This is a genomic window from Vibrio profundum, from assembly GCF_050337555.1.
Lineage (GTDB): Bacteria > Pseudomonadota > Gammaproteobacteria > Enterobacterales > Vibrionaceae > Vibrio > Vibrio profundum.
In genome coordinates, this window is sequence record NZ_JAKJTA010000009.1 from 160,766 (window position 1) to 181,484 (window position 20,719).

Sequence of the window (20,719 nt, forward strand, 5' to 3'; positions counted from 1 at the left end):
TAACATGCTCATACCTTAAAATAGAGTGATTTAACAATGCAAAACAAAAAAGATTCTTATAACCGTGAAGACCTTCTAGCCTCGAGTCAAGGTGAATTATTTGGACCTGGTTACCCACAACTGCCTGCTCCAAACATGCTGATGATGGATCGCGTCACTAAGATGTCAGAAACTGAAGGTGAATATGGTAAAGGTCTTATTTTAGCTGAGCTAGATATTACTCCTGACTTATGGTTCTTCGACTGCCACTTCCCTGGCGACCCAGTAATGCCTGGCTGTCTGGGCCTAGATGCAATGTGGCAACTAGTGGGTTTCTTCCTTGGCTGGGTTGGCGGTAAAGGTAAAGGCCGTGCACTCGGTGTTGGTGAAGTTAAATTCACAGGTCAAATCCTGCCAACCGCAAAAAAGGTAACGTACGAAATCACCATGAAACGCGTTGTTAACCGTAAGCTAGTTATGGGCTTGGCAGACGGTCGTGTTCTTGTTGATGGCAAAGAAATCTACGTAGCAAAAGACCTTAAAGTCGGCCTTTTCCAAGATACATCTAAGTTCTAAATTTAAGAATTTTTAAAAGCGACTACTCTAAGTCGCTTTTATTGGTGATATCCATTTAGTTATAGTGCACTAAGGTGTAATTGAAAAGCCCCGTCGAGGGGCTTATTGACTTTAAAATCAGCCTACTTTTTTGTGGAAATGAGTTGAGTTTATTTGTAGAGACCAGATTGTATGTCTACTCTGGCATCACGCCAACCGCCTAACCAAGATGATCGCGCTTCCATTTGCTGGTAGGGGCAATTCTCGGAAGACCGCCCGTTTAAGCCAGCTTTATACCCTTTGGATTGTGCTCTTTCAAGACGGTCACGCTTTTGTCTCTTCATGGTGTCATCCTCATACCTGATTGTTCACTACGCAACTGACAATTGTTACGTTGCTGTGGATCTTTTATGACCCTAACACTAAGAATTGATCAAAATCCGCTCTGGAGCAAGCAAAAAAAATAGCACAGAAGCAAAAATGTGATTCTGTGCTATCGTATGTTTTTTAACCTGTTGATTTTAGGATTTCATCTTTCTGCGAATGCCAAATAGTCCTAATGCTGCTAAACCGAACAATCCGAAACTACCGCCCTTTTTGTCGACTTTTGGGTAGCTGTGTTCGCGGGCATCGATGTCTGCGCTAGTTGCGCCAGCAATTGGAATCAACTTGACGGCTACAGTGGATTCGACTCCATCACATGTAGCATAATCGTTAGTTGAGCTATACCCAGCACTACACTTAATCGCCGTAGCGGAAATCACACCATCATCATTGATATCAGTGGCATCAAGAATACGATACGCGTTGTTTGCAGTTGAATACTGCCCACCATTAGTAAGGTCATCTAACCACCATGACTTATTTTCAAATATAGCTCGGCGAGTTGCATCTGTACCTGTTGAGTCATAAGGGTCAATAAAGGCTCGAACACGGCGAGGCTTTCCATCAGTTTCTCTGGTATCTTCCGCGTCAACCTGACCAACAATCTCATTATAATTGTTCACCGCGCCCATTTCCCCACCGGCACTTGAGAAGAATATGCCACCCGATAAAAATGATGCTGACTGAGCAGTAGATACATTAGGCACAACGAATAACCTATTGGCTAATGCTCCGCCAGAAGATATTCGTCTTTTCGCTTCACCTACCGCTAAAAGATTATTGTTAATACCGTTTAACACCGAATTACTATAATCTTCGTCAGAACCCGATTCTGCTCCTGACACCTTAGTCGATGTCCACGTTGGAGTAGTCGAGAGGTCGTCGCTTGAGCTAACAAATACGGTCGCATCCATATCTTGGTCAGTGTAAGTGTTGTACCCAACAGCGTAAATTTTTCCCGAATTAATAACAAAACTGCGGATACTACCAGATCCATATTTGTTATCTGATAAAGTAGTACCACTACCTTCATAAGGAATTATTGCGGCATCAGATGCTCCGCCTGCACCCCATATTGCTGCTTGGGAGTAATAGAAGGTTCCTTCATTATTGGCTGCGCCTGTTGTTGAAACACTTCCAGCTGTATATGTGTATGTACCATCGCTATAAGTATCGAATTCACGGCTTTGCTCAAACGTATTGATATGAGTATTGGAGGTATTCTCATTTAATGCCTTGTTTCGACTATCAACATCTGTACTATTATATGTACTTTGGTTGCCAACTGCTTTTGGGAGCGTAGGAGCATCGTTAAAGAGAGCGTTAATTACTGTATTACCATCAGTATTAATACTTACCAAATTGTCTTCAATATACACTTTAGAATTTGGGGTTGCTGTTCCAGCTTTTTCTTGTCCCCATATTGCGTAGTTAGAAAGTGCCCAACCGTCACATACATTACTTTGGTAGCCTAATTGATCTTCACAATACTGTGCGTAATCATTTTGAGAATCGATATAGCTAAAGCCATTGTCCATACCAAACGGGACTTCTTCTCTATACCTAGAGCCAGCCGCATCCGACATAAGAGTCTCGATTGCTAACTTATACTCACCTTCACTAGCGTCATCATCGCATCCCGAACCAGTAGTAAAACAGCCAGAACTACCATATTGCGCGCCGGACTGGATCGCTACGCCATATGCTTTTGTATAATCGGCCGCAGGTATCACGACAGTTTCTATAGTCGGTTCATAAACCTTATACAACGCCGCATTCGCCTGACACGCTACCAAAAGAGACGCAGCAATTAGGCTGCGTTTAAATATTATGCTACTCATTTATTATTAACTTTCCTGTTGCATCGCTTCGAGCTCTTCCCAACGCTCAAAGGCAATTTCTAATTCCTGCTCTGAAGCAGATAACTTGTCTAACACGGTTTGAGTTTGGTCCACCGTTTGGCTAAAGAAATTAGGGTCGTTAACTTGGCTTTGTAAGTCTTCGATTTGTTGCTCTAATTCTTCTAACTTTGCAGGTAAAGCTTCAAGCTCGCGCTGTAATTTGTATGATAATTTCTTAGGTTTGCTTTTAACCTGCTTTTCTTTAACAGGTTCGCTGGCTTTGACTTCGGCAATAACAGGTTTTAAAATTTCTTGACGCGTCTTCTGCACCTGAGCACGTTGCTGCTGGGCATCATGATAACCGCCAACAAACTCTTCAATCACACCTTCGCCTTCAAAAATCCAGCTTGTGGTCACAGTATTGTCGACAAACTCACGATCGTGGCTCACCAATAATAAAGTACCCTGATAGTTGGCAAGCAAATCTTCTAAAAGTTCCAATGTTTCGATATCTAAATCGTTCGTTGGTTCATCTAGAATCAAAAGGTTATTTGATTTCAGGAAAAGTCGCGCAAGTAATAGACGATTCTTCTCGCCGCCAGATAGAGCCTTAACTGGGGTACGTGCACGTTTTGGCGCAAACAAGAAGTCTTGCAAGTAACTAAGCGCATGACGCTGTCTGCCGCCAACCATGACTTCTTGCTTACCGTCCGCTAGGTTATCAATCACTGATTTCTCAGGGTCTAACGCTTCACGATATTGATCAAAATACGCCACGTCTAACTTAGTGCCACAACGTAGTTTGCCGCTATCGGGTTTTAGATCATCAAGCAGAAGCTTAAGTAGCGTGCTTTTACCGCAGCCATTAGGGCCAATCAGAGCAATACGGTCGCCACGCATGATATTAAAGCTGAAATTAGAGACAATGGTCTTGTCTTCAATCTGATAGCTCAAGTTCTCTGCTTCGAAAACAATTTTGCCCGAGCGGGAGCCGTCATCCAGTTGAATGTTGACCTTGCCCTGCACTTCACGGCGATCGCTGCGCTCTTGGCGTAGTTTTTTCAATGCTCGTACACGGCCTTCATTACGGGTGCGCCTTGCTTTGATGCCTTGGCGAATCCACACTTCTTCTTGCGCCAGCTTTTTATCAAATTCAGCATTTTGCATTTCTTCAACGCGCAGCATCTCTTCTTTCTCGATGAGATAATTATCGTAATCTCCAGGGAAAGAATTCAGTTTTCCTCTATCGAGGTCAACGATGCGGGTGGCCATCGATTTAATAAACGTACGGTCGTGGGAAATAAAGATAATCGAGCCACGGAAGTCTTTAAGAAAGCCTTCTAACCATTCGATAGTGCTAACATCAAGATGGTTAGTTGGCTCATCAAGAAGCAATACATCAGGATCACAGACTAGCGCACGAGCCAGCGCCGCTTTACGTTGCCAGCCGCCAGATAAGTCGCTGAGTTTTGTGTGCTCGTCGAGGTGCAGTGCAGCAAGGATATTCTTTATTCGGTCTTCAAAACGCCAACCGTCTAAATGATCAAGCTGTTCTTGAACACGGGCTAGCTTGCCGATATTTCGGTCTGTGGGTTCATGCCCAACTAAGTCCAATAGCGCTTGGTATTGTTGAAGCTTTTCGCCAACATCTTCTAGTCCACCGGCAACATAGTCAAAAACTGTCGCTTGCTCATTTCTCGGTGGATCTTGGTCGAGGCGAGAAACCACGACGTCTTGAGTAACTTGAAATTTACCATCATCAAGCAAGATATGCCCGGCAATGATTTTCATTAGAGTGGATTTACCCGCCCCATTTCTTCCCACCAAACATACGCGTTCTTTTTCTTGCAAGGCGAATTCGGCTCTGTCGAGCAAAGGGTGATCGCCAAACGCAAGTTGGCCGTTATGTATTGTAAGTAATGCCATGATTATCTAACCAGTGTTGTAGCTGAACTTGATTGAAAGGCCAATTAAGTTCAGCGTCGGTATAACGTAGTACAGGAATAGTGACGCCGTAACGATGAAAGAGCTGATCGTCAAAGGCGATATCGACCACATCGACGAGATGCTGGATACCTAGATTTGAAAGCAATTCAAGGGCCATCTCACAGAGATGGCACCCGTCTGTACTGTAAAGCGTTAACACAAATTCCCTTGTTATTTGTGCTGAATCAACCAGCAGTTATGAATATGCTTATTGCGCGAGAAGTCCAAAGGCAGTGTTTTCGATGAGATGTTATCTGCTTCAAGGTTTAGCTCAGCAAGCTGTTCAAAGTCCATCTTGAAATGGCGCTTGTTGTTAGAAAAGACAATCGTACCGCCTTCTTTTAGCATGCGCTTAAGGTTTTTCAGCAAATCGATATGATCGCGCTGCACGTCAAACGTTTTGTCCATACGTTTAGAGTTGGAGAACGTTGGCGGATCAATAAATATTAGATCGTACTGGTCAGTGCAATTTTCCAACCACTGTAAGCAGTCGGTTTGTTCATATTTATGCTGGCGACCCACTTGGCCATTGAGCTGCATATTTTCTTTCGCCCAATCTAAGTAGGTATTCGACATATCAACCGTGGTGGTTGATTTTGCACCGCCACACGCAGCATGAACAGTCGCTGAACCTGTATAAGCAAATAGGTTTAAAAAGTCTTTGCCTGCAGACATTTGCCCAAGCATACGGCGTGTCAGCTTATGATCGAGGAACAAGCCTGTATCAAGGTAGTCGTATAGGTTAGTGATTAACTTAACGCCATACTCATTGACTTCTATCGTCTGCGATTCACTGCTTTGCTTCTGGTATTGAGAGCGCCCTTTCTGCTTTTCACGAACTTTAAGGACGACTTTATTCGCGTCCACACCCATCACTTTAATGGCTGCGCGAATAATATCAGTTAAACGACGCTTTGCTTTTTCTTCAGGAATATCTTTTGGCGCCGCGTATTCTTGAATCACTAAATGATCTTGGTAGCAGTCAATCGCCACGTTGTAATTCGGTAAGTCAGCATCATAGACACGGTAACAATCGAGCTGTTCTTTCTTCGCCCACTTGCCAATCTTGGCCATGTTTTTTTTCAAACGGTTGGAGAATTCTGGAGCGATCTGCGATTCTTCTGCCTGATTATCTTGGCCTTCACTAGCACCTTCAGGGGGCTTAGATGTGATCAAATAGTTCTTCTGGTGACACGGTAACGCACCATTGCTCAACTTGAACTGTTTCTCTGCACGCATACGCAAGCAGCTAAGAAGCTCATTTGAGCTAGAGAAGATAGAGGCACTGCAACCATTAAATTCTGCCTTCAGCTGACCACCAAAGGCGGTATACAGTGCGATAAGCCCTGGATGAGTTCCAAGTCTTTCACCATATGGAGGGTTAGACAAAATCACGCCATTCTCGAATTCAGCCGGGCGCTTAACCGTGGCAGCGTCAGCAACATCGAATTGAATTAAGGATTCTACGCCCGCACGTCTCGCGTTATCTATTGCGCTTTGGAGTACGTGGCTATCATTGTCAAATCCGTAAAACTTACAGCCAACATTTTTGACACCACGTCGCGCTTGTACTTTAGCCTCAGATTTTATCTCTGCCCAAAGCTCAGCATCGAAATCTTCTAGAGCCTCAAAACACCAATATTCACGTTTCACACCTGGTGCCATATTCGCCGCAAGCATCGCCGCTTCAATCAGCAAAGTACCCGAACCACACATTGGATCGAGTAGCGGTTTATCGCTACTCCAACCGCTGCGTAGTACGATAGCAGAAGCCAAAGTTTCACGCAGTGGCGCTCTACCCGTTTTCAATCGGTAGCCACGTTGGTGTAAACCCGGGCCAACCATATCGATACCAATGATCGCTTTCTCACGGTGCAAGCGGACATGGATTCTTAGATCTGGATTGTCTTTATCGATGTTTGGTCGTGGCAGGCTCTTTTTCTCAAAGCAGTCCACGACTGCATCTTTCACTTTCATCGCACCGTATTGGCTATTGCGAATTTCGCGGTTGGTACCGTTAAAATCCACCACGAATTTCTTCGTGCTATGGAAGTGATTAACCCAATTAATCGCGGTAGCAGACAGATAAAGATCCATATCATCTTGACAGTTAAACTCACCCAGCACGCGTACAAAACGAGACGCTAAGCGGCTCCACAAACAACAGCGATAAATTTGCTCGTTGGTGGCTTTAAACCTAACCCCTGCTTGCACAGGTTTCGGATCGGTAATACCAAGCTCTAATAACTCTTCTACTAGTAAGTTTTCAAGACCATTGGACGTAACTGCAAGATATTGATGCATGAGACTCTATTTATAAAATTAAATGACGGTGGATTATACCTGACATTCGCACATGATGAAATCACGCTAGGCCTTTACTTAGCGGCTTGTTTCCAGCTTAAATAGGCGCCCTTACTTCCTTGTCACGCAAATCCACGTCAACCCACGCAACCTTCAAACCTCCCAAATAACCAATCTCACAACTCCAAATTGCATAAAAATTCACACAATTTTGGTCTATACCAACCAAGGATTAATGACGTTTCTTTCTGACATTATTGAATAAAAAGGGGAATATTTGGGGACTTATAGCCACTATTCAGTGTGAATTAGAACCATTCAAAGTAACATTTTTCTTGGAAATCGACGTTTTATTTGCAGATAAAGTTGGCGCTTTACGTCTAGGAGCAAATAATCTGTGGGATAAACTGATTTTATAGCGATTCAAACATCGATACGAACTAGCAAGTAAGACAGATTTGATGAACTTAATGAGGGGCACAGTAGTGGGTATAGGTGAAAATAGTAAAACCTTTTGGTTCAATATCATTGGGACTGAGAGAATGAAGCTCTAGTGAAGTAGTCTGTTACCGTGAAGCCTAATGTTATGAAACCTAGGCCACGGTAGATGTCTTCTTTTTTGGAAGGTAAGCAAATTATTGGCAAAAAAAATCGGCCATAAAGGCCGATGAAAAATAAAGCAAAGGAACGAAATTCTGTAGTCTAACCCGCCAAAAACACGGGTTGGTTTTGTGCTAATGATTCAGCTAATACGATTCTGTCATGCATTACTTTTATCGCTTGGCCAAACACCAGTGTCTTACCGGGAGACAAAATATATTCGTCTAGGTCGATATATGCGCATAAGCTCGATGCGTCACCGACATCTAGAACAACGAAATACCCTTTGCTATGGCTATTCGTCAGACAAACTATGTCACCTTCTGTCGGCATCGCTGCAAATTCCGCACGGTCAAAAAACCAACTTCTTGGTTGTACCGTCTTGTGGAACCTTTTTGCTGCAACACAATAAAGGGTCAATTCTGCTTGTCTCGGCTCGCTAATATCCAGTGTGGCGATCTGCTCACGAAAAACTTGAAAAGCAGCGGCGTCATCGACCGAAAAGTCATTGGCTCTAAATGCACAATCAACAATAAGCTTGCGCGGTAAATTAGTCTTAAATACTATGTCGTCACCCAGATCTAGCATTAAATGCCCAGCCTGTTCGTCATAGTACCAAGCCCATTTATCACTTGGTTTCAACATTGTTCCTAATCACTCTATATGGCTATTAGGTAGGCAAGAACTCCGCACCTACATAACACTTTGTAATTCTATGAAGGAATAAATAAAAAAAAAGAGGAAAAGCGTCAGCCATTCCTCTTCTATTGTTTGAAAACTAACTACTTATTTTATACCATTTTTGCGTGACACGGTCACTAGATATTTATATCAAGTGACCTTCGCAGCTTTTGGGTATAAATCAGCCTTTAAAGATTCTTAACGATATCTTTAACCAATGTTGGGCCGTGATAAATAAACCCAGAATATACTTGGACTAGGCTAGCTCCTGAGAGAAGCTTTTCTTTCGCGGAGACATAAGAGTCAATCCCACCTACTCCCACTATTGGAATTTCGCCATCAAGTTCTTCATGCAACCGACGAACCACTTCCGTACTTCTAGATTGCACTGGACGCCCACTCAAACCACCCATTTCCTGACCGTGTTTCATACCGTCAACCAGTGAACGATCGAGTGTCGTGTTGGTTGCGATAACACCATCAATTTTGTGACGCAGTAACGATTGGCAAATCTGTTTGATTTCATCGTCACTCAAATCTGGCGCAATTTTTAGTGTGATCGGAACATATTTGTTGTGAATATCTGTCAGTGCCGTTTGCTTCTCTTTTAACGCGGCCAGCAATTCATCTAAAGCGTCACCATATTGCAAAGAGCGCAGCCCCGGAGTATTCGGTGATGAAATATTTACCGTTATATAGTCGGCATATGCGTACACTTTATCCATACACAAAAGGTAATCATCAACGCCCTTTTCTATCGGGGTATCTTTATTTTTACCAATATTGATACCTAGGATGCAATCAAACTTAGCTTTCTTTACATTCTCAACTAACTGGTCGACACCATCATTATTGAAACCCATGCGGTTTATGATCGCATCAGCATCGGGCAAACGGAATAACCTTGGTTTTTCATTACCAGATTGAGCTCTAGGGGTTACCGTACCGACTTCAACAAAGCCAAATCCCATTGCGTCAAATGCTTCGATACATTGGCCATTTTTGTCCAAACCCGCGGCTAGGCCTACAGGGTTTTTGAATGTCAGCCCCATGCATTCGACTGGGCGGTGAGGTAATTGCTGGCGGTATAACATATCCAGTGGCGTACCCGTGAAACGGGTGAAATTTTGAATTGCTAAATCATGAGATTTTTCAGCATCCATTTGAAAAAGTGCAGCTCTCGCTAGACGGTAAAGCATTGTGCCTCCGATAAAAACCCGTACGTATATCAACGGGACAGTATTATTTACTTATTTAAGATTTAATTCAATTTGAATTAAACTAAAACAGCCGAATGAGTGTGATTAGTATATGCCCATCGGGTTTAAATACCCTAATCACAGTGACTAAGTGTAGTTGCTATGAAACTTAGCGTGACAACGTCACCGACCTTCTGACCTTCTATCATAAAAAAGCCCACCAAAATGGTGGGCTAATAATCATAGGATTCTTAACTCATTAAGCTTCGACAGAAGGCTCGTTGCATGAGCAATTAAGGCTGAGTAAGTTCAGCTCCCTCAATGCAACCGAGAATTTGGCAAACTCATGAACCGAACCCACTTTGAATTCATTCAAAATGTTTTCCCAGCGGTGTAATGAAAGTTCATTGTTGATGATCCAATCATCCAATGCGTCCAGCACATCTAACTTCTCAGATTTACAACGGCACTCAAGTACTTGAGCTGTTAATTGACGCTGTTGCCAATCCAAATCTTCTCTAAATGCTGCGCGAGCCAGTGCTTGCCAGTTGTTGTCTACCCCTTGGCCGTTGATCTGCTTCAAGAACCAGTGCAGAGATAAACGATCACCTAAGTTGAAGTAAAGTTTGCCTGTTTGCTCAATACTACGATTAGTCTGTCTCGCAACCGTTGAGATATCGAGCATTGAATACAAACTAGATAGACGAGCAACATAATTTGCTACGTCGGCATCAATGCCTCTTTCAACCCAAGCCTGTGCAACTTGGTTGTGCTCTTCAACTTCGTCAGGAACGAGCATTTCATCTAGCTTAGCCGAGATAATTACAACATCAGCACGGTAAAGATCAATCATCTCTTTGACTGAATGTTTACCAGCACGATTTCTCAATAACCAGCGAGTTAAACGACGTAATGTACGGCGAACAAAATAGATAACATCATATTGAGCCGAAGCTTCTGCTTGGTTATCCAGTTTTCTCACTTTAGTCAGAATGTCACCTAGAGCAAAAATTTCACGGCCAGAAGTATAAGCATTCGCTATATCAGCCGTGCTCGCACCGGTCTCTTCTTGCAGACGAGTAACAAAGTTACAGCCCATTTCGTTAACCATCTGGTTAGCCAAAGCCGTCGCAATGATTTCTGATCTTAGTGGGTGATTCGCCATATGATCTACGTAGCGTTTACGCAACTCAGTTGGGAAGTAATGAGTCAGAAGCTGAGACTGAAATTCATCGTTCGCGATATCATCGTGTACCAGCTCTTCTTTCAAGACCATTTTGCCATACGCGACCAGTACTGAAAGCTCAGGGCGAGTTAATGCTTTGCCTTGTTTCTCACGCTCAAGCAGAGTTTCATCATCAGGAATGTATTCCAGAGAACGGTTGAGGTGACCGGCTTTCTCCATATCGTGAATAAAACGAATTTGTTCTTTCACGATAGACACGCCTTGGCGCTCAGTAACAGAAATAGATTCTGCCTGACAGTAAGCATCGTCTAACACAATGTTACCGACTTCCTCTTCCATCGATTCAAGAATCGTGTTGCGCTGCTTAACCGTCAAATCACCTTGAGCAACCAAACCATTGAGGAAGATTTTAATGTTTACTTCGTTATCCGAGCAGTCAACTCCACCCACGTTATCAACGAAGTCAGTGTTAACACGACCACCGGTCAGAGCATACTCAACACGGCCAAGCTGTGTTAAACCAAGGTTACCGCCTTCGCCCACCACTTTTGCTTTCAGATCAGCGCCGTTAATACGAAGTACATCGTTTGCGCGATCGCCCACCTCAGTGTGCGTTTCAGCTGAAGATTTCACGTAAGTACCGATGCCGCCATTCCACAACAAATCGACCTGCATCGACAGGATCATTTTGATTAGATCATTTGGCGCGAGATTGGCCTTTTTCGTGCCAAGCATTTTTTGAATTTCTGGCGTTAAGCTAATCGATTTCGCGCGGCGAGAGAAAATAGCGCCACCTTTAGAAATTAATTTCGCGTCATAATCTTCCCAGCTAGAGCGTGGCAGATTAAATAGGCGATCACGCTCTTTCCAGCTCGTAGCTGAATCAGGGTTCGGGTCGATAAAGATGTGCAAGTGGTTAAACGCAGCTTGAAGGCGAATATGCTTAGACAACAGCATACCGTTACCAAACACATCACCTGCCATATCACCCACACCAATGGCAGTAAAATCAGTTGTTTGACAGTCGATAGCCATTTCACGGAAGTGGCGTTTCACCGATTCCCAACCGCCTTTTGCGGTGATACCCATCGCTTTATGGTCGTAGCCATTAGAGCCACCGGATGCAAACGCATCACCTAGCCAAAAGTTGTATTCGTCTGATACGGAGTTAGCCAAATCAGAGAATGTTGCCGTACCTTTATCGGCAGCCACAACCAAATAAGGGTCGTCTTCATCATGACGAACAACATTTTTCGGTGGAATCACTTCCCCTTCTATAATGTTGTCAGAAACATCGAGCAACGCACGAATAAAGCGCTTATAGCAGCGTTTTCCTTCGGCGAAGATTTCATCACGGCCGGTAAAATTATGCTGACGTTTACAAACGAAGCCACCTTTTGCTCCCACAGGAACAATTACGGTGTTCTTCACTTGCTGCGCTTTCACCAAACCTAGGATTTCCGTACGGAAATCTTCTTGTCGGTCAGACCAACGTAAGCCACCGCGCGCTACTTTACCACCACGTAAATGCACACCTTCGATATCAGGAGCATAAACGAAAATTTCAAATGCTGGGACCGGCTGAGGAATGTCAGGAATTTCGCTCGGCTTCATTTTAAGCGCAAGCCAAGGTTTCGGCAGCTTATTCGCGTCTAACTGGTAATAGTTGGTACGCAATGTCGCTGTAATCATTTCCATGTAACGACGAATAATACGGTCGTCATCTAGGCTTTCAACATGATCCAGTTGATCAGTGATCTTATTGATTAGCTCCGTTTGACCTTTTTTGCTGCCTTTATACTTAGGATCGAAACGTTTCTTAAACAGCTCAACCAAACCTTTAGCGACGTTAGGGTAATGATTTAACGTATCTTCGATATATTGTTGGCTGAATGGGAAGCCCACTTGACGCATATAGCGAGCGTAAGCACGGAGAATTGAGATCTCGCGACCCGTAAGAGATGCGCCCAGCACCAAACGGTTGAAACCATCACTGTCTAATTCACCCGCCCAAATATCAGCGAATGCTTGTTGGAAACGATCTCGCGCTTCTCTCAAGTCGACATTTTTCTCGCTCTTATGCAGCATAGAAAAGTCTAGGATCCAGTACGTCTTACCGTTAGTTTTATGCACTTCGTAAGGCGATTCACCAATCACACGCAAGCCAAGGTTCTCTAGCATTGGCATAACATCTGACAAGTGAATAGGTTCATCACGATGGTAAAGTTTTAAACGAACAGCCTTGGAATCTGCCGCCGTTTCTTGTGGACGATAAAATAACATCGCCAACTTGCTGTTGTCTTCAATCGCTTCCAGACGTTCGATATCTGCAACTGCAGTACCTGGCATAACGTCTTCTTTGTAGGAGCGAGGGAAAGCACTCATATACTCTTTTGAAAGTGGCAACCCTTTGCTTTCGCCAAAGTTAGCAACAATCGCATCGGACAAGCGATCATCCCAGTTAGATGAGGCTTCCATTAAGTTCAGTTCGATATTTTTTACGTTCACATTCATATTGTAATTATCAACACGGACGATGTAATGCGTTCTAGCCAATGGGCTCTCTGAGAAGTAAGTTGTAAACTCAACCTCTTGCTCACAACCGAAGTAGTTTTTCAAAATACGTTGGGTGTGACGGCGTAACTCTGTGTTGTAACGATCTTTGGTTACATACACCATACAACTGAAGAATCGACCAAACGGGTCTTTACGAACGAATAAGCGCAGCATATCTCTATCTTGCATCTGCACTACGCCAGTCCCTACTTCTAGCAATTCGCCTTCGTCGGCTTGCAACAGTTCGTCACGTGGATAGTTTTCTAAAATATTGTGCAGAGCTTTGTATGAATATGCACCATCACGGTAGCCACTTGCATCTAGGATACGCTCAACTTTTTCGCGAATGAGCGGAATGCCTTCAACACTTTGGTTGTACACCGCTGACGTATAGAGACCTGTGAATCTATGTTCACCAATCACTTTTCCACTTTTATCAAATTTCTTAATGCCGATGTAATCGGTATAAGCTGGACGGTGGATATGAGACTGGGAGTTACCCTTCGTCACGATCAACAAAAATGGCTTTCTTGCTTCCATACGTGCCGAATCAGAAAACTCTGAAAGCTTACTCGTTCTTACACGTTGTGGATCGGCAAATAAGCCAAGTCCTATATCTTCCGTAGGGCGAAGTTCCGTATCGCCTTCAATATCGACTAAGTCGTACTCTTTGTATCCCATGAAAGTAAAGTTATGATCGCCTAACCAACGTAGAAAACGGATGGTTTCGGTAAACTGAACGCTTTCAACAGGTAGAGTTGCTTCCTGAGTTTGCAAGTCATTAGTCACTTGCTCAAGTTTCTCAACCATCAGTAGCCAGTCTTGTACCACCAACCCTGTATCTGACAGGACTTTCAGTATCTCTTGCTTCAAATTAGTCATCGTCTCTTTATCGCTCAAGCGATCGACTTCGATATGAAACAATGATTGGAACACACCAGAACCGTTATTGATCCCGTTGACCACGCCACCTTTTGTTCTTTCAATCTGAGTCGGCCCGTGAAGCATTAAGTGTGACGCCAAGTCTAAACGACTCAAGGCCATTTTGATCGAATCAACAAGAAACGGGCTATCTGGAACTACGATTTCAATAATGGTGTGAGTCGATTGCCAACCTTGACGGCTAACAGTTGGGTTAAACACCCGCACTGATACGTCTTCCGCTTTCTTCTCATTGATATGATGCCAAAGACTAACCACCGCTCCGTACAGATCGGATTCGTTCCTCTCATGCAAATCATCATGAGAAATGTTGCTAAACAAATGGTTGGCAAGTTGAGTAACTAAAGGTCGGTGGGCAAGCTCTAGTTTGTCTTGAATAAGTTTATATACTTTTTCAAGCAGCACCGGCATTAAAGTATCACGCGCGGTCATAATTAATACTCCACAATATAAATTGTTTTTTTGGTAGGGATTGAGTAAGCATAGTGCTTACTGTCGGTATTGCATGGCGTTATTGTAAGAGCTTTATTGAAATTTGGTTAATCGTTTTAGCTGGCTGGAGATACAAATTTATCAAGAATGTGATAAGGGTTTACTTTGAACATCTATGTATCAGTAGCTTTATAGCATTTCCAACTTTATAAACTTGCTATTGTGGTCAGTTATTAGTCTAAAGCGTCCAACCACACCATTTTGCATAAGAAATGGACGAAAGCGCGAAGCGGGTATTCGTAGCTTCATTCCTTGGTCTGTCAGCACTTGGACTTGGCTCGCGGCACCAGAATAGTGGGCAAGAAATGATTGATATGAGATAGAGAGTGAAAATATATAGGTATTCATATAATAAAAAGAAGATGCGATGAATAATAAGGCAGAGGACAACTCCTCCGCCATTGAACTTTATTTAACTTTCCAGTGCCTTAGTAACTTTTTCATATAAATCTTTTGCAAGATTATCCATATTTTTCAAATAAACAAGCTGTTCTTTGATCAGCTCTTGACGCTGTGTATCGTATTTTCTGAATTTCAATAATGGATCAATCAAACGAGAAGCGACTTGTGGGTTACTATTATTTAACTCAGCCAAAATTTCACCAGCGAATTTATATCCTTCTCCTGACTTAGCATGAAATTGAACGGGGTTCATTGTCATAAATGAACCAACCAAACTTCTCGTGCGGTTCGGGTTCTTCAGTGAAAACGCTTCATGTTCCATCGTTTGTTTGACAACAGCTAAAGCGTCTGCAGACGGATTCGCACCTTGTAGCGCAAACCATTTATCCATGACTAAGCCGTCATGAGTCCACTTCTCGCTGTAGCTCTGCATTAAGCGCTCGCGACATTCCAGTTGAGCACTGTTTGCTGCCTGCATCGCCGCTATCGTATCTGTCATGTTATTTGCTTCCAGATACTGACGCTCCACTAGCGCTTCACCTTGTTGATTACGGGCTAAATACGCCAAACAAATGTTTCTTAGAGCACGTTGACCAATTTCGTGATGCTCTATTGTGTATTCATTTTGGCGCAGGCTATGGTACACCGCACTCAGTTCGTCATTCAGCTCAGCCGCTAATATTTGTTTAATCGAAGTCAGCACTACATCGATAGCATCAATATCAACAACCTCATACCAACCCGTTACTTCATGATGACTTGGCAATGTCATCATCTCAGCAACGAACGCTGGTTCAAGATCCGCATTCAACAAAACACCACGGAACGCATCAATCACGGATTCTGGTAATTCAGCATCACGCTCTGCTTTTACTTGTTCAATGTTATGTTTGATATATTTAGCCAACAGCGTTTGGCCTGCATCCCAACGGGCAAAGTCATTATCAGCATGAACCATAAGTAGTTGTAAATCAGCATCTTGGTAGTCATAAGATAGCTTCACGGGTGCCGAAAATTCTTGTAACAGAGAAGGAACTGGTTTGCCTGCTACCTTCTCAAACACAAACGTTTGTTTTGCTTCTGTCAGGTTAAGTACATTCGGTATCGGCTGACCTTCCACAATTAAATCAACTTTTTCTCCCTTAGAATCATAAAGCTCAACCGCTAAGGGAATATGTAGCGCTTGTTTGTCACTTTGATCTAACGTCTGCTGAGTCGATTGTTCTACGGTTAATGTGTAAGTCTCAGCCGCAGCATCATACTGATCCGTGACCGATAACGTCGGTGTGCCGGATTGGCTATACCATAAACGGAAATGACCGAGATCAACACTGGAAGCGTCTTCCATCGCTGCAACAAAATCTTCACAAGTAGCCGCTGTACCATCATGACGTTCAAAATATAGCTTCATGCCTTTCTGGAAGCCTTCTTCACCCAGCAAAGTATGAATCATCCGAATCACTTCACTGCCTTTCTCATAAACAGTCAAGGTGTAGAAGTTATTCATCTCAATCACTTTTTCTGGTCGGATTGGATGAGACATTGGACTGGCATCTTCGGCAAATTGTGGCCCACGAATAATACGTACGTTGTTAATACGGTTAACAGCGCGAGAGCCCAGATCTGAGGAGAATTCTTGGTCACGGAAAACGGTTAAACCTTCCTTTAAGCTCAATTGGAACCAATCGCGACAAGTGACACGGTTACCCGTCCAGTTATGAAAGTACTCATGACCGATCACCGCTTCAATCGCTAAGTAATCTTTATCCGTCGCAGTTTCGTCATTGGCCAGTACAAACTTAGAGTTAAAGACATTTAACCCTTTATTCTCCATCGCACCCATATTGAAGAAGTCTACTGCGACAATCATGTAAATATCGAGGTCGTACTCTAGATTGAATCTCTCTTCATCCCATTTCATCGCATTAATCAAAGACGTCATTGCATGATTCGCCCGATTAAGGTTGCCTTTATCTACATAAATTTCAAGATCAACCGTTTTTCCTGATTGAGTGTGGTATTTATCCTGTAGCACATCAAAGTCACCAGCCACTAATGCGAACAAGTAACTCGGTTTCGGGTGAGGGTCTTGCCACTTAGTCCAATGTCTCCCGCCTTCAAGCTCACCTTGATCAACGCGGTTACCGTTGCTTAGCAAAAATGGGAAATCAGCCTTATCAGCAATAACCGTTGTCGTATATTTGGCTAATACATCTGGGCGGTCTAGAAAGTAGGTAATTCGACGGAAGCCTTCTGCTTCACATTGGGTACAAAAAGCACCATCAGATAGATAAAGACCTTCTAATAAGGTGTTGCCCTTAGGGTTTACTTCCGTGACAAGAGTAAGTTCAAATTTCTCTGGAAGTTGGTGTAGCGCTAAGCCGCCTTCAACCAGCTCGTACTCACTCCATTGCTCACCATTGATCGAGACACTTTTAAGCTCTAATTCCTCTCCGTCTAAACGCAAAGATGTTTGATCGGCCTGCTGCTCAACATGTGATACAGCGGTCACTAAAGTTTGAGTTTCGTGCAAATCAAATGTCAGGTCGACATCTGTAATCATATGAGAAGGGGCTGCATAGTCTTTGCGGTATTTCGCTTGAGGTGTGTGTGTCATATCCATATCCTAATGACGAGTTGCAATTATGAGTCTAGTTCTACGCTGACTGCTATCAAGATACAAGTGGAATATGGAAAAACGAGGCCTATACTAACCGCCTAATAATGCTAGTGTTCATCATTCGTACAACGAGTATTACTTACAACATTGCTGACAACATTACGTGCAACGAATGCTCATTGAACTCGATTTAGAACCGCCAACATACTTTGCCCTTCTCCTTTCAGAGTTAACTGACTATTCTCCAGAGAATATTCTGAACTATGCTCACCATTCTCGTAAATCAGAACCAAGTTATTGTCTTCGGTATAATACACCCCTTTATGAACCGCTTCTTGACCTTGGGTATTGCTGACTCGGAACAAAAATACAAAATCGGGCTGCAAGATCAAATCCATTCTCTCAACTCCACTTGCAATGAGATCTTCTCCGCTTAAATGCGCACTCGCCCAAATCCCAGCCAATTTATTTGATAGGGCTTTAACAAACGTGACACCGTTTAAATTCAACAAATTATGGTTACCATAATAAGCGTAGATTTGTGGCTCGGTACTCTCTGCGCCGAGAACAAGCGTCGTGTCATTGGCTGTATACGCACCTTCCCAGTGCTCCACCGTATTGTCATGCTTTTGGATATCGATGCGAAACGCATAGCTAGAGTCTAAGGTAAGCTTAATTGAACGAAAATTCTCTTCCGCTTCACGAGGCTCAGGGTTCACTAAATACCAATCACCGAGCAGAAACGGCAAGTCAAACTGGGTTAGGTCTACTTTCGCTGACGCGTTAGTTGTCATAACTAGAGTTGTCATGACTAGACTGGTTAGCCACACAAAAAATAATACGGTTTTTCTCATCTCATAATGCCCTCTTTATAGATAAAGCGTAGGCACGGATAGAAAAGAACGCGATTCTATTTACTATCAATCCTGAGACAAATGAGGCAATAAAAAACGGGCTCCCAGAGCCCGCTTTCAATCTATATCTAACAAATCAACTAATTAATCATGTCCACCATGATAGACACCGTTTCATCTAGGTAGGCATCTGGCTTTTTATAATCCTTTGGAACATCATCCAGAGACTTATAAGCAGGCAATCCATTGAGTTTTTGGCGCTGATTGATTCGAGACAGTCGCTGCGCATCAGCCTCTGCACTTTCTTGCTCACGAACTTTCTCATTCAACGAAATTGTGTTGTCGTTCTTCGCTTTTTGATATTTGGCAATATCTTGATCAATAAAACGAAACTCCATATCGTCTTTAATTCGTAAGTCGTGTTCTTTCGTCAGCGTAGCAACCAGACTATGGTTGTCTTTCAATTGATGATATTTGGCTTGTGCAATATGATCCCAGGGAAGTGCATTATCTTCGACACTTTCTCCTGTCTCCGATGGGTCGATTAGAGCAGGATAAGAGATATCAGGTATTACACCTTTATTCTGTGTGCTTCCACCGTCAATACGATAAAACTTCTGAATGGTATATTGAACATAGCCTAGTTCTTTATCAAACAAGTCATAGATCTGGTTTAAGGTTCGATGTTGTTGCACAGTCCCTTTACCAAAAGAGTCCTCACCGACAATCACCGCACGACCATAATCTTGCATCGCAGCAGCAAAGATTTCCGATGCCGAAGCACTATATCGATTGATCAGAACAATCATCGGGCCTTGATAGCTTTCTTTACCGTCGGTATCGCTATTAACGTTCACTCGGCCATAGCTATCCCTAACTTGAACGATTGGTCCACTCTTAATAAATAGTCCAGATAAAGCCGTTGCTTCCGTTAATGCTCCACCACCGTTATTACGAAGATCCACCACCACGCCATCGACACCTTGTGACTTCATCTCTTGTAATAACTTGTCAGTATCACGTGACAAGCCAACATAGAAGCTCGGAACTTCCAGCACGCCAATCTTCTTACCCGACTGTTCAATAACTTTCGATTTCACCGCACGATCTTCTAAACGAATCTTATCGCGAGTAATAGTGACAACGTGACTTTTAGTGTCCTTCCCATCGGGGAGAACTTCCAGCTTCACTTTGGTTCCTTTCGGTCCTTTGATCAACTGAACGACATCATCTAATCGCCAACCAATCACATCAACGATTTTGTCATTGTCTTGGCCAACACCAACAATCCGGTCACCTTCACCAAGTTGATGGCTTTTCGATGCCGGGCCACCAGCGACCAAAGAACGAATTACCGTATAGTCATCGGTCGTTTGTAATACTGCACCAATCCCCTCCAAAGATAAATTCATCTCAGATTGGAATTGTTCGGCATTACGAGGAGAGAGATAACTAGTGTGTGGATCCACTTCACGCGCAAACGCATTCATGTAAAGTTGAAACGCATCTTCATCATGGCTTTGACTTAAACGCTTAATCGCATTGTTATATCGCTTCGCTAAGATGTCTTTTATCTCAGGCCATTTTTTCCCCGTCATCTTAAGATTAAGCGCATCGTATTTAACGCGCTTACGCCAAAGATCATTAAGCTCTTTTTCATCTTTAGGCCAAGAGGCTTTAGTACGATCTAGCTCCAACGCTTCATTGTTATCAAACGTCATTTCTTTATCGAGTAAAGAAAGTGCATAGGCGAGTCTGTCGTAGCGCTTGCGCATAGACAAGTTATAGACATCAAAAGCAATTGTGTTATCGCCCGCCTTAAGCTGATCATCAATTTGTGTTGACCATTTAGCAAAGGAGTCGATATCGGCTTGAGTGAAGATATTACGGTTATAATCGAGAAGTTCTAAATAACGGTGAAAAATACGTTTGGAAAACTGGTCGTTAAGGTCGATATGTTTGTAATGGTTTTGAGTTAGCCGCCACATTACCCGTTTGCTTGCGGTTTCATGCTGCGTTTCTTGAGCAAGGACCGGGAGTTGGTCCTTGCTAATTTGTGCCTCTAGGGCTTGAACTGAAGGAGCCGCTAGCCAAAGGCTAGCTGCTACCAACGTCAATTTTAAACGGGATTTCATGCG

13 protein-coding genes are annotated in these 20,719 nt (G+C 43.2%); 1 reads left to right on the forward strand and 12 read right to left on the reverse strand.

Features of this window, described 5'->3' with window-relative positions:
* Positions 1-36 precede the first annotated feature (36 nt).
* The gene (fabA, locus tag L4C34_RS10460; protein ID WP_428789290.1) at positions 37-555 is read left to right on the forward strand and encodes a bifunctional 3-hydroxydecanoyl-ACP dehydratase/trans-2-decenoyl-ACP isomerase; all 519 of its coding nucleotides are present in this window, start codon (positions 37-39) and stop codon (positions 553-555) included.
* Between the two features lie 149 nt (positions 556-704).
* Here the strand turns inward: fabA and rmf are convergent, their stop codons facing one another.
* The 12 genes from rmf to prc form a co-directional block, all read right to left on the reverse strand.
* The gene (gene rmf / locus L4C34_RS10465) at positions 705-878 is read right to left on the reverse strand and encodes a ribosome modulation factor (RefSeq protein WP_428789291.1); all 174 of its coding nucleotides are present in this window, start codon (positions 876-878) and stop codon (positions 705-707) included.
* 177 nt (positions 879-1,055) lie between these two features.
* Entirely contained in the window at positions 1,056-2,759 is a 1,704-nt protein-coding gene (locus tag L4C34_RS10470; protein ID WP_428789292.1) for a DUF3466 family protein, read from the reverse strand.
* Between the two features lie 6 nt (positions 2,760-2,765).
* Positions 2,766-4,685, reverse strand: coding sequence for an ABC transporter ATP-binding protein (locus L4C34_RS10475; RefSeq protein WP_428789293.1), 1,920 nt, complete (start codon positions 4,683-4,685; stop codon positions 2,766-2,768).
* Positions 4,663-4,905, reverse strand: coding sequence for a glutaredoxin family protein (locus L4C34_RS10480; protein WP_428789294.1), 243 nt, complete (start codon positions 4,903-4,905; stop codon positions 4,663-4,665). Before L4C34_RS10480 ends, L4C34_RS10475 begins: the two co-directional genes overlap by 23 nt.
* 11 nt (positions 4,906-4,916) lie before the next feature.
* Complete coding sequence (gene rlmKL / locus L4C34_RS10485) at positions 4,917-7,049, reverse strand: bifunctional 23S rRNA (guanine(2069)-N(7))-methyltransferase RlmK/23S rRNA (guanine(2445)-N(2))-methyltransferase RlmL (protein ID WP_428789295.1); 2,133 nt, start codon at positions 7,047-7,049, stop codon at positions 4,917-4,919.
* Between the two features lie 702 nt (positions 7,050-7,751).
* Complete coding sequence (locus tag L4C34_RS10490) at positions 7,752-8,294, reverse strand: cell division protein ZapC (RefSeq protein ID WP_428789296.1); 543 nt, start codon at positions 8,292-8,294, stop codon at positions 7,752-7,754.
* Positions 8,295-8,518: 224 nt separating this feature from the next.
* Positions 8,519-9,529 carry a quinone-dependent dihydroorotate dehydrogenase gene (gene pyrD, locus L4C34_RS10495; RefSeq protein ID WP_428789297.1) on the reverse strand — a complete coding sequence of 337 codons (1,011 nt, stop codon included), beginning with the start codon at positions 9,527-9,529 and terminating at the stop codon, positions 8,519-8,521.
* Positions 9,530-9,788: 259 nt separating this feature from the next.
* A complete protein-coding gene (locus L4C34_RS10500) occupies positions 9,789-14,645 on the reverse strand; it encodes an NAD-glutamate dehydrogenase (protein ID WP_428789298.1) in 4,857 nt (1,618 codons plus the stop codon).
* 189 nt (positions 14,646-14,834) lie between these two features.
* On the reverse strand, positions 14,835-15,053 hold the full coding sequence (locus L4C34_RS10505; protein WP_428789333.1) for a DUF2835 domain-containing protein: 219 nt from the start codon (positions 15,051-15,053) through the stop codon (positions 14,835-14,837).
* A gap of 64 nt (positions 15,054-15,117) precedes the next feature.
* Positions 15,118-17,724 carry an aminopeptidase N gene (pepN, locus tag L4C34_RS10510; protein ID WP_428789299.1) on the reverse strand — a complete coding sequence of 869 codons (2,607 nt, stop codon included), beginning with the start codon at positions 17,722-17,724 and terminating at the stop codon, positions 15,118-15,120.
* Between the two features lie 179 nt (positions 17,725-17,903).
* Positions 17,904-18,581: a hypothetical protein gene (locus L4C34_RS10515; RefSeq protein ID WP_428789300.1), complete on the reverse strand. Its 678-nt coding sequence runs from the start codon at positions 18,579-18,581 to the stop codon at positions 17,904-17,906.
* A gap of 140 nt (positions 18,582-18,721) precedes the next feature.
* The gene (gene prc / locus L4C34_RS10520) at positions 18,722-20,716 is read right to left on the reverse strand and encodes a carboxy terminal-processing peptidase (RefSeq protein ID WP_428789301.1); all 1,995 of its coding nucleotides are present in this window, start codon (positions 20,714-20,716) and stop codon (positions 18,722-18,724) included.
* Between the last annotated feature and the right edge of the window lie 3 nt (positions 20,717-20,719).

Bases quoted from the DNA above. Each gene is read 5' to 3' on its own strand.
- fabA (WP_428789290.1), top strand. From the start codon at position 37: ATGCAAAACAAAAAAGATTCTTATAACCGTGAAGACCTTCTAGCCTCG.
- L4C34_RS10475 (WP_428789293.1), bottom strand. From the start codon at position 4,685: ATGGCATTACTTACAATACATAACGGCCAACTTGCGTTTGGCGATCAC.
- pepN (WP_428789299.1), bottom strand. From the start codon at position 17,724: ATGACACACACACCTCAAGCGAAATACCGCAAAGACTATGCAGCCCCT.
- pyrD (WP_428789297.1), bottom strand. From the start codon at position 9,529: ATGCTTTACCGTCTAGCGAGAGCTGCACTTTTTCAAATGGATGCTGAA.
- L4C34_RS10500 (WP_428789298.1), bottom strand. From the start codon at position 14,645: ATGACCGCGCGTGATACTTTAATGCCGGTGCTGCTTGAAAAAGTATAT.
- L4C34_RS10470 (WP_428789292.1), bottom strand. From the start codon at position 2,759: ATGAGTAGCATAATATTTAAACGCAGCCTAATTGCTGCGTCTCTTTTG.
- L4C34_RS10515 (WP_428789300.1), bottom strand. From the start codon at position 18,581: ATGAGAAAAACCGTATTATTTTTTGTGTGGCTAACCAGTCTAGTCATG.
- rlmKL (WP_428789295.1), bottom strand. From the start codon at position 7,049: ATGCATCAATATCTTGCAGTTACGTCCAATGGTCTTGAAAACTTACTA.
- prc (WP_428789301.1), bottom strand. From the start codon at position 20,716: ATGAAATCCCGTTTAAAATTGACGTTGGTAGCAGCTAGCCTTTGGCTA.
- rmf (WP_428789291.1), bottom strand. From the start codon at position 878: ATGAAGAGACAAAAGCGTGACCGTCTTGAAAGAGCACAATCCAAAGGG.
- L4C34_RS10505 (WP_428789333.1), bottom strand. From the start codon at position 15,053: ATGAATACCTATATATTTTCACTCTCTATCTCATATCAATCATTTCTT.
- L4C34_RS10490 (WP_428789296.1), bottom strand. From the start codon at position 8,294: ATGTTGAAACCAAGTGATAAATGGGCTTGGTACTATGACGAACAGGCT.